The following is an 8,058-nucleotide window of genomic DNA, read 5'->3' on the forward strand; positions in this document are numbered from 1 at the left end:
GGCCCCGCCACCTTCTATGGCAGCCCCGCCATGTCGCCGCTGATCCGCGGCCAGGGCGAGGCCGGCTGGTTCGGCTGGTGGAAGAGCGAGCGCGCCGAGGCGCTGACCGAGGAATGGCTCTACGCCACCGACGAGGCGGCGCAGCGCCGCGCGGCGCAGGCGCTGGGCCGGCTCGGGCTGGAGGAGGTGGCCACCATCCCGCTCGGCCAGTTCACGCTGCGCACCGCCTTCCGCGGCGACCTCACCGGCCTGCTGGAGGGCACGGCCCCCTATCCGTGGAGCGTCCGCCGCGCCTGAGGCGGCAATCCTGGCGGCAACCCTGGCGGCAACCCTGGCGGCGGCCTGGAGGGCACCGTTTCTTCCGGCCGCCCTGCCGCACCTGCGAAGCGGCCGCCTTCCGCGCATCGCCCCGCGCCGACATAAAGGGGGGCGAAGAACGGGAGCCCGCAGGACCATGGACGACACGAAGAAGCTACCGGTGGGCGACACGCGCACCGCCCGCATCACCGCCGAGGAGGCGCTGGCCCTGCACGCCGAGGGCAAGCCGGGCAAGCTGGAGATCCGGCTGACCAAGCCGCTGACCACGGCGCGCGACCTCAGCCTCGCCTATTCGCCGGGCGTCGCCGAGCCCTGCCTGCACATCCACCGCGACCCGTCCCTGGCCTATGACTACACGGCCAAGGGCAACATGGTCGCCGTCATCTCGAACGGCACGGCCGTGCTGGGGCTCGGCAATCTCGGCGCCCTGGCCGGCAAGCCGGTGATGGAGGGCAAGGCCGCGCTGTTCAAGCGCTTCGCCGACGTGGACTCGATCGACCTCTGCATCGACACCGAGGACACCGACGCCTTCATCAACGCCGTGCGCTATCTCGGCCCGTCCTTCGGCGGCATCAACCTCGAGGACATCAAGGCGCCCGAGTGCTTCGTCATCGAGCAGCGCCTGCGCGAGCTGATGGACATCCCGGTGTTCCATGACGACCAGCACGGCACCGCCATCGTCGCCGCCGCCGGGCTGATCAACGCCTGCCACCTGACGGGGCGGGCGCTGCAGGACACGCGCCTCGTCATCAACGGCGCCGGCTCCGCCGCCATCGCCTGCGCCGAGCTGGTGCGCGCCATGGGCATGCGGCCCGAGCACATCACCATGTGCGACACCAAGGGCGTGCTCTGGCGCGGCCGCACGGAAGGCATGAACCAGTGGAAGTCGGCCCACGCCGTGGCCACCGACCGCCGGACGCTGGCGCAGGCGCTGGAAGGGGCGGACGCCTTCTTCGGCCTGTCGGTGAAGGGCGCGGTGACGGCCGACATGGTGCGCTCCATGGCGAAGAACCCGATCATCTTCGCCATGGCCAACCCCGACCCCGAGATCACGCCGGACGAGGCGCGCGCCGTGCGGCCGGACGTGATCATCGCCACCGGGCGCTCGGACTACCCGAACCAGGTGAACAACGTCCTGGGCTTCCCCTTCATCTTCCGCGGTGCGCTCGACGTGCGCGCCAGCACCATCAACGACGCCATGAAGATCGCGGCGGCCGAGGCGCTGGCCATGCTGGCGCGCGAGGACGTGCCGGAGGAGGTGACCGGCGCCGGCGGCGGCAGCGGCCTGCGCTTCGGCCCCGACTACATCATCCCCCACGCCTTCGACCCGCGCCTGATCGCCCGCGTCTCCCCCGCCGTGGCCAGGGCCGCGATGGAATCAGGGGTGGCGCGCAAGCCGCTGCCGGACCTGCACCGCTACGCCCGCAGCCTGAGCGGCCGGCTGGATGCCGGCGCCGGCGCGCTGGAGGCCATCACCGAGCGGCTGAAGGCCAACCCGCAGAAGGTGGTCTTCGCCGAGGGCGAGGAGGAGAAGGTGATCCGCGCCGCCATCGCCTTCCGCAACGCGGGCTACGGCACGCCGGTGCTGGTGGCGCGCGAGGACCGGGTGATGGCCACCGTGGCGGCGCTGGGCATCCCGCTGCCGGATGGCATCGAGATCCACAATGCCCGCCTGTCCGACAGCAACACCCGCTACGCCGAGTTCCTCTACAAGCGCCGCCAGCGCCAGGGCTTCCTGTTCCGCGACTGCCAGCGCCTGGTGAACCAGGACCGCAACACCTTCGCCGCCTGCATGGTGGCGCTGGGCGACGCGGACGCCATGGTCTCCGGCATCACCCGCTCCACCTCCGCCACGCTGGAGGGGGTGATGAACGTCATCGACCAGGCGCCGGAGACGGTGCTGTTCGGCCTGACGCTGATGCTCTCCCGCCGCGCCGGCACGGTGCTGGTGGCGGACACCGCCATCCACGAGCGGCCCGACGCCGCGACGCTCGCCTCCATCGCCCGCCAGTCGGCCGCCGAGGCGCGCAAGCTGGGGCTGGAGCCGCGCGTGGCCTTCCTGTCCTTCTCCACCTTCGGCGACCCGGGCGGCACCATCACCGGCCCGGTGCGCGAGGCGGTGCGGGTGCTGGACGCCCAGGAGACCGACTTCGAGTATGACGGCGAGATGGCGGCGGACGTGGCGCTGAACCCGCAGCTCCGCGCCCTCTACCCCTTCTGCCGCCTGACCGGCCCGGCCAATGTGCTGGTCATGCCCGGGCTGCACGCCGCCCACATCCTGACCAAGGCGGTGCCGCACCTGACCGGCTCCACCAGCATCGGGCCGCTGATGGTCGGGCTGTCGCAGCCGGTGCAGATCGTCAACATGGGCAGCAGCGTCGGGCAGATCCTCGACATGGCCTGCTTCGCCGGCCACGCCGCCATCCGGCGCTGAGGCCGGAGGGGAGGGGCCGCGCCCCTCCCCCTTTCTCCCCACCTCCGGAAGCGGCCCCGCCCTATTCGGCCAGGCCCAGCGCCTCCAGATGGGCGGCGCCCTGGCGGAGGCGGGCCGCGTCCCGCAGCTCCAGGATCAGGCGCGGGCGGGAATCGAGGCGGGACAGGGCGTCGAACAGGCTCGCCCAGCGGATGGTGCCGTCGCCCGGCTTCCAGTGGCGGTCGGCATGGCCGTCCGTGTCCTGCAGGTGGACATGGCGCAGCGCGTCGCCGGCCAGGTGGACATGGAAGTCCACCGGCGGCGCGCCGGTGCTGACATGCGCGTAGTGGGCATGCCCCGTGTCCAGCGAGACCTGCACCGCCGGGCTGTTGAAGGAGGCGGCGAGGGCGATGCGGTCGCGCGGGTCCTTGTCCTCGATGTTCTCGATGACCAGCTCGCAGCCCATGTCCTCGGCGCGGGCGACCACGTCGCGCAGCGTCATCTGGGCGCGCTCCAGCAGCTGCTCGCGGGCGCCGGGGAAGGCGTCCAGATTGTGGTGGTCCCAGGTGGAGTAGGGGGAATGGACCACCATCTGCGTGGCGCCCACCGCCGCGCAGGCTTCCAGCCCCTGCAGCAGCCGGCGGCGCACCACGGTGCGGATCTCGGGGTCATGGCTGTCGATCTTGAAGCCCCAGAACGGCCCGTGCAGGCCGACGCGGCCGGTGTGCCCGTCGAGCAGGGCGCGCAGGCGCTCCGCCAGGGGCCGCCAGTCGCCGTCCAGCACCTCGGCCTTGTGCAGGTCCTGGATCTCCAGGTCGCGCGGCTTCTCCAGCAGCCAGTCGCGGTGCCGGGCGATGCCCTCGATCGTCAGGGCGGCGCCGAGGATGGGCTTGTCGGTCATGCTGTGCTCTCGCGGTGGCGTGAGCCCGCCCGCCTAAGCCCGCTCCGCGACACCGCCATGACAGCGCCGCGACAGCGCGATGACGTTTGGCCCGGCCAGCCGGCCGGGAAAGGGGCGGAAGGCGATGGAGAGGCCGCCGCCCGGATCTCCCGTCAGCCGCGCCGCGCGATGGCCGCGTCCACCGTGTTCTCCAGCAGGCAGGCGATGGTCATCGGCCCGACGCCGCCCGGCACCGGCGTGATGGCCGCCGCGCGCGCGCTCGCCGCCGCGAAGTCCACATCCCCCACCAGCTTGCCGCTGGGCAGGCGGTTGATGCCGACATCGACGACGGTGGCGCCATCGGCGATCCAGTCGCCCTTCACCATCTCCGGACGGCCGACGGCGGCGACCAGGATCTCGGCGCGGCGGCACTCGGAGGCGAGGTCGCGGGTGCGGGAATGCACCACGGTGACGGTGGCGTCCGCCGCCAGCAGCAGCGCCGCCATGGGCTTGCCGACGATGTTGGAGCGCCCCAGCACCACGGCGCGCGCGCCGGCGATGGCGGTGCCGGCGGCGGCCAGCAGGTGCATCACCCCCTTGGGCGTGCAGGGCACGAGCCCTTTCTGCCCGGTGGCGAGCCGCCCGGCGTTCAGCGCGTGGAAGCCGTCCACGTCCTTGGCCGGGTCGATGGCGGCGAGCACCTTGGCGGCGTCGATCTGCCGCGGCAGCGGGAGCTGCACCAGGATGCCGTCCACCGCCGGGTCGTCGTTCAGTTGGCGCACCAGGGCGAGCAGCTCGGCCTCGGCGGTGTCCTCGGGCAGCTGGAGGGTGGCGCTGTCCAGCCCCGCCTCGCGCGCGGCGCGGTCCTTGTTGCGGACATAGACGCCGCTCGCCGGGTCGTCGCCCACGCGCACCACGCGCAGGCCGGGGGTGTAGGGCAGGGCCTTCACGCGCTCGGCGAGGCGCGCGCGCAGGGAAGCGGCCACGGCCTTGCCGTCGATGATGCTCGCGCTCATGCCAGGGTCTCCAGTTGCTCACTCAGCCGGGCGGGGTCGCCGGCGATCCGGCAGGTCTTTTCCCGCGCCGTGGCGCCCTGCACCACCGCGATGGCGGAAGGGGGGACATGCAGCGCCCCGGCCAGCAGGGCGCAGATGGCGCGGTTGGCGCGGCCATCCTCGGGCGCCTCGTTCACGGCCAGCTTCAGCCGCGGGCCGCCGGGCGAATCGATCCAGCCGGCGAGGCCCGCGCGGCGGGCCCGGGGCTGCGCCTTGACGCGCAGCTCGACGCCCCCCTCGACGGCCCGCCAGCCCTTCGGCATGCCGTGCTCAGCCGGCCACCAGCGGCCAGAGCGTGGTCCAGAGGAAGATGCGGAAGGCGTAGAGCAGCAGGATCAGGATCATCGGCGAGATGTCGATGCCGCCCAGATTGGGCAGGAAGTTGCGGATCGGCCGCAGCGCCGGCTCGGTGATCTTGTAGAGGAAGTCGCCCACCGCCCAGACGAAGCGGTTGCGGGTGTCCAGCACGTTGAACGAGACCAGCAGGCTGAACACGGCGGCGATGATGAGCGCCCACACATAAAGGCCGATCGCCTGATCGACGAACCAGAACACCGCGTACATCGCCATCCCCTTGTCGTGAGGCCCTGAGATACGAAGCGCGCGCGCCCACGGCAAGCACCGCTTGACTCGCGCCGCGACCTCGGGGATAAGCCGCCCACCGCGCGAGTGTGGGGCTGTAGCTCAGATGGGAGAGCGCCTCGTTCGCAATGAGGAGGTCAGGGGTTCGATTCCCCTCAGCTCCACCACCTGCGCGCTCTATTCTATTGTTTTTCAAGACAATTCGCCTTCCAGTTGGCTACCGGCTCGACCCCGGTAGCCAACGCGTGTTCAGGTTTCAGTCCTGGCGGGCCTCGCAAGCCGCGCCACAGTGCGCGCCGCCATCCGGCGCTGGTTCACCTCCCTCGTGTAGTGCTCCACCATCTTCAGGCTCTGCCCGGTGATGGATGCGATCTCGTGCGGCGTGCAGCCGGCCTCTGCCAGGCGGCAGCAGGTCGCCTTGCGGAGCCCATGCGGCGGCAGCTTGAGACCAGCCTTCTCGGTCGCTTCGCGGAACCAGTTGTAGAAGGCCGTCTGCGACGCGAAGGGCGCTCCGAGCTGGGTCATCAGGAAGGCCAGATGCCCGCCAGGGTGCGCCGCCAGCGCCTCGGCCAACTCCCCGTGCATGGGGATGGCCATTTCCTTTCCGGTCTTCTGCTGACGAACCACGATGGCGCCCTGGCGGACATGCTGAGGCCCCATGCGGATCACGTCGCCCGACCGCTGGCCCGTGTAGAGCAGCAGCGCCAAGGCCAGTCGCGCGCGGCTGCCCAGGGGATGGGCCGCCTCGAACTGCGCGATGTCCTCTTCCGTCCAGGTCGGATGCGGCTTCGCCTTGTACCGGGGCGGGCGCACGTCCCGAGTCGGAAGGTCATCCCGCATGCCAATATCGAAGGCATGGCGCATGGCCTGCCGGATGACGTTCAGCAGGGCGCGGGCCGCCGCCGGGGTCTTGGCCTTGCTGAAGACGATGGAGCGCACGTGCGACGGCTGAAGCTCGCGCACCAGGTCATCGGCGTGCTGCTTCAGCAGTTCCTCGAAGATGCGCCGGTAACGAGTCTGGCTGGCCTGCGCCATCGCCTGGAAGCGCGGCGAGGCGTACCAGGAAGCCGCCAGGGCAGCCATGCTGCCCGGCCGGGTCTTGAGCGCCCCGATGGCGGGCGCTTCGCCGGCCAGGGCCTTCTGATAGGCCGTCATGAACTCTGCCGAGCCCGGATGGCCGCGCAGCCGGATCTTCAGCACCCCGCGCCGGAAGTACCGATAGGTGACCCGGCCTTTGCGGAACTCATGAACGAAGGGCAGCTTGAGGGTGGTCATTGCGCCAGAACCCGATCCCAGGAGGAGCCGCCATCCTGGCCCTTGCCGCTCCGCCGGGGGAGGAGGCGCACAGCCGCGCGCAGTTCCTCCGTATCCCAGAGAATGCGGGCATCCACCTTGCGGGGCTCAGGCATCCGCCCGTCCCCCACCATCTCATCGAACTTCGTTGTGCTGACGCCGACCAGCGCAGCCGCCGCTTCCCGCGCTACCAGGAAGGGCAGGATGCCAGCGGGAAGGTGGTCATAGGCTGCCATCACACCACCTCTGGCCGGGGCGCAGGCGGCGGGGCGGCGACCGGCCTCGGGTTCCATCCCTCCACCTCGCGCACCTCGTTGGGGTCGAGGATCTGGTTCTTCACCGCGATCTCGTGCGCCTTCCACCGCGCCTCGTAGTCGCCGCGCATCAGGCCGGACAGGTCCACCTCCAGCGTGCAGTCGGCGCTGCTGGTGCCGAAGACGCTGCGGGCAAACTCCGCCTCGATCTTCCGTGCCCAGGGCGTCAGGCTAAACTGCGCGAACCACAGCGCGGCCTGCTGGCTGTTGGTGAAGGTGTTGTGCGTGTAGTCCTGCACGATCGGCGGTGGCACCTGGAACAGGCGGCACAGCTCCTCCACCGTGAAGCGCCGGCTGGCCAGCACTTCGGCATCCTCCGGGCTGACGGAGACCGACTTCCATTCCAGGCCGCCGGTCAGGATGAGCGTCTTCCGCGCGTTGCGCACCCCGCTCCAATTCCGGTCGGTCACCGCCCTTATTCGAGCGAGCTGTTCCTCAGTGACGTTTCCTGGCGCTTGGAGGATACCGCTCGGCGTGGCTTGGTTCTGCCACATCGTCCCGGACCATTCCTGAAGGGCCGTGGCATTGCCCAGCACTTCCGGCGCGCGGCTGATGCGGGAGCGGCCCAGCAGCCCGTCGTCAGACCGGTCGCGCAGGTGGAACACCTCATCCGCCAGATAGCGGCGCGGCCGCCCGCCACCGCCCCAGGGGGCCACCACGCGCGTCACGTCATAGACCAGCCGCCCGGACGGCAGCAGGGACACCTGCACGCTGCTCCAGGGGATCGGCAGCAGGGCCGTCACCTGCCCCCTGGCATCGTACTCGATGGCGGAGAGCGCGTTCCCGTGCAGCAGCACCTGCGCCATGGTCCATTCCATCCAGTCGGGCCATGTCTGCGTGGTGTTCGGCCGGCGCAGCAGTCGGGCCACCGGATGGCCGTGCAGCTCCTCCCGGCCATCCTCGTGGGCGCGATAGACGTAGGCCGGGAGGCTGGCCATCGTGCTGCTGATGGCGCCGATGCAGGCCGAGACGGTCGCCAGGTTCTCGGCCAGGCGGGGCGAGACATAGGCCCCGGAGCTGGTGGGGCTGATGCCGAACGCCTCCGCGTAACTATCGCTGGTGGCGCTGCGGGCCTCGGTCTTGCCGAACAGGTGGGAGAGGATGCCCATCACAGCGTCTCCAGAAAGCGGCGGCGGGAGGCAGCACCGGAGAGCGCGCCCCGGTGACGCGCCTCCACGCTGGTGGCGGCGTAGGCGGGGAAAG

8 protein-coding genes, 1 tRNA gene and 1 pseudogene are annotated in these 8,058 nt (G+C 71.0%); 3 read left to right on the forward strand and 7 right to left on the reverse strand.

Translation table 11 applies throughout. From position 1 onward, the window contains the following. Positions 1-297, forward strand: a pseudogene (locus tag CR162_RS20070) (ABC transporter substrate-binding protein); the annotation flags it as partial. 157 nt (positions 298-454) lie between these two features. Continuing rightward, entirely contained in the window at positions 455-2,752 is a 2,298-nt protein-coding gene (locus CR162_RS20075) for an NADP-dependent malic enzyme (protein WP_099097286.1), read from the forward strand. Between the two features lie 61 nt (positions 2,753-2,813). Here the strand turns inward: CR162_RS20075 and CR162_RS20080 are convergent, their stop codons facing one another. The 4 genes from CR162_RS20080 to CR162_RS20095 form a co-directional block, all read right to left on the reverse strand. Next, on the reverse strand, positions 2,814-3,632 hold the full coding sequence (locus CR162_RS20080) for a sugar phosphate isomerase/epimerase family protein (protein ID WP_099097287.1): 819 nt from the start codon (positions 3,630-3,632) through the stop codon (positions 2,814-2,816). Positions 3,633-3,784: 152 nt separating this feature from the next. Beyond that, the gene (gene folD, locus CR162_RS20085; protein WP_099097288.1) at positions 3,785-4,627 is read right to left on the reverse strand and encodes a bifunctional methylenetetrahydrofolate dehydrogenase/methenyltetrahydrofolate cyclohydrolase FolD; all 843 of its coding nucleotides are present in this window, start codon (positions 4,625-4,627) and stop codon (positions 3,785-3,787) included. Continuing rightward, positions 4,624-4,929 carry a DUF167 domain-containing protein gene (locus tag CR162_RS20090; protein ID WP_099097289.1) on the reverse strand — a complete coding sequence of 102 codons (306 nt, stop codon included), beginning with the start codon at positions 4,927-4,929 and terminating at the stop codon, positions 4,624-4,626. Before CR162_RS20090 ends, folD begins: the two co-directional genes overlap by 4 nt. Before the next feature lie 7 nt (positions 4,930-4,936). Continuing rightward, positions 4,937-5,230 carry a YggT family protein gene (locus tag CR162_RS20095; RefSeq protein ID WP_099097290.1) on the reverse strand — a complete coding sequence of 98 codons (294 nt, stop codon included), beginning with the start codon at positions 5,228-5,230 and terminating at the stop codon, positions 4,937-4,939. 109 nt (positions 5,231-5,339) lie between these two features. On the opposite strand from CR162_RS20095, the gene CR162_RS20100 reads away from it, so the two are divergent. After that, positions 5,340-5,415 (forward strand) — tRNA-Ala (locus CR162_RS20100). 82 nt (positions 5,416-5,497) lie between these two features. On the opposite strand, the gene CR162_RS20105 is transcribed toward CR162_RS20100, so the two are convergent. The 3 genes from CR162_RS20105 to CR162_RS20115 are packed head-to-tail and all read right to left on the reverse strand — an operon-like array spanning position 5,498 to position 7,964. Then, complete coding sequence (locus CR162_RS20105) at positions 5,498-6,523, reverse strand: tyrosine-type recombinase/integrase (protein WP_099097291.1); 1,026 nt, start codon at positions 6,521-6,523, stop codon at positions 5,498-5,500. Next, positions 6,520-6,777 (reverse strand): hypothetical protein, encoded by a 258-nt coding sequence (locus CR162_RS20110; protein WP_099097292.1) that lies wholly within the window; start codon positions 6,775-6,777, stop codon positions 6,520-6,522. The genes CR162_RS20105 and CR162_RS20110 overlap by 4 nt, the downstream gene beginning before the upstream one ends. Continuing rightward, on the reverse strand, positions 6,777-7,964 hold the full coding sequence (locus CR162_RS20115; RefSeq protein ID WP_099097293.1) for a phage portal protein: 1,188 nt from the start codon (positions 7,962-7,964) through the stop codon (positions 6,777-6,779). The genes CR162_RS20110 and CR162_RS20115 overlap by 1 nt, the downstream gene beginning before the upstream one ends. Between the last annotated feature and the right edge of the window lie 94 nt (positions 7,965-8,058).

Origin of the sequence: Teichococcus rhizosphaerae, assembly GCF_002631185.1 — a bacterium.
In the GTDB taxonomy this organism is placed as follows: domain Bacteria; phylum Pseudomonadota; class Alphaproteobacteria; order Acetobacterales; family Acetobacteraceae; genus Pseudoroseomonas; species Pseudoroseomonas rhizosphaerae.

What these genes read in the sequence shown, in the direction of transcription:
- CR162_RS20075 (WP_099097286.1), top strand. Translation starts at nt 455, where the DNA reads ATGGACGACACGAAGAAGCTACCGGTGGGCGACACGCGCACCGCCCGC.
- CR162_RS20080 (WP_099097287.1), bottom strand. Translation starts at nt 3,632, where the DNA reads ATGACCGACAAGCCCATCCTCGGCGCCGCCCTGACGATCGAGGGCATC.
- folD (WP_099097288.1), bottom strand. Translation starts at nt 4,627, where the DNA reads ATGAGCGCGAGCATCATCGACGGCAAGGCCGTGGCCGCTTCCCTGCGC.
- CR162_RS20090 (WP_099097289.1), bottom strand. Translation starts at nt 4,929, where the DNA reads ATGCCGAAGGGCTGGCGGGCCGTCGAGGGGGGCGTCGAGCTGCGCGTC.
- CR162_RS20095 (WP_099097290.1), bottom strand. Translation starts at nt 5,230, where the DNA reads ATGTACGCGGTGTTCTGGTTCGTCGATCAGGCGATCGGCCTTTATGTG.
- CR162_RS20105 (WP_099097291.1), bottom strand. Translation starts at nt 6,523, where the DNA reads ATGACCACCCTCAAGCTGCCCTTCGTTCATGAGTTCCGCAAAGGCCGG.
- CR162_RS20110 (WP_099097292.1), bottom strand. Translation starts at nt 6,777, where the DNA reads ATGGCAGCCTATGACCACCTTCCCGCTGGCATCCTGCCCTTCCTGGTA.
- CR162_RS20115 (WP_099097293.1), bottom strand. Translation starts at nt 7,964, where the DNA reads ATGGGCATCCTCTCCCACCTGTTCGGCAAGACCGAGGCCCGCAGCGCC.